1 protein-coding gene is annotated in these 451 nt (G+C 55.2%); it reads left to right on the top strand.

Annotated elements, in window-relative coordinates; all coding sequences use genetic code 11:
• The first annotated feature begins 49 nt into the window (after positions 1 to 49).
• Positions 50 to 343, top strand: coding sequence for an IS3 family transposase (locus VWY60_RS04870; protein WP_061048509.1), 294 nt, complete (start codon positions 50 to 52; stop codon positions 341 to 343).
• The last annotated feature ends 108 nt before the right edge of the window (positions 344 to 451 follow it).

The following is a 451-nucleotide window of genomic DNA, read 5'->3' as shown; positions in this document are numbered from 1 at the left end:
TAAGCTGCGATTTGCTGTCTGTTGATCTTCGACGCAGAGGAGATCAGAGATGTCGAAACGGAAGAACCATTCGCCTGAGTTTAAGGCCAAGGTCGCGCTTGAGGCTTTGAAGGGCGAGCGGACTGTTGCTGAGCTGGCAAGCCAATTTGGCGTTCATCCGACGATGATCCACAGCTGGAAGCGGGCGCTCCTGGAGGGCGCGTCCGGCGTATTCGAGCGTGGCGGCAAGAAAACCCCGGAGATTGATGAAGAGCAGGTCAAAGAACTGCACGCCAAGATCGGGGAGCTGGCCGTGGCCAATGATTTTTTGTCACGAAAGCTCAAGCCGTGGATCGGCAAGTGAGGCGGAAAATGATCGAACCTGCCAATGCCAATCTACCCATTGGTAAGCAATGCAAGCTGCTGTCGATCCCGCGGTCTTCGTTTTATTATCAGCCCAAGGGCGAGACGG

Source organism: Phaeobacter sp. JH20_26, from assembly GCF_048056275.1.
GTDB classification, from domain to species: Bacteria; Pseudomonadota; Alphaproteobacteria; order Rhodobacterales; family Rhodobacteraceae; genus Phaeobacter; species Phaeobacter bryozoorum.
The sequence above is the reverse complement of the archived record's forward strand: the minus strand, read 5'-3'. Positions and strand labels throughout refer to the sequence as shown.

Coding starts and splice junctions, on each gene's coding strand:
- VWY60_RS04870 (WP_061048509.1), top strand. CDS start 50: ATGTCGAAACGGAAGAACCATTCGCCTGAGTTTAAGGCCAAGGTCGCG.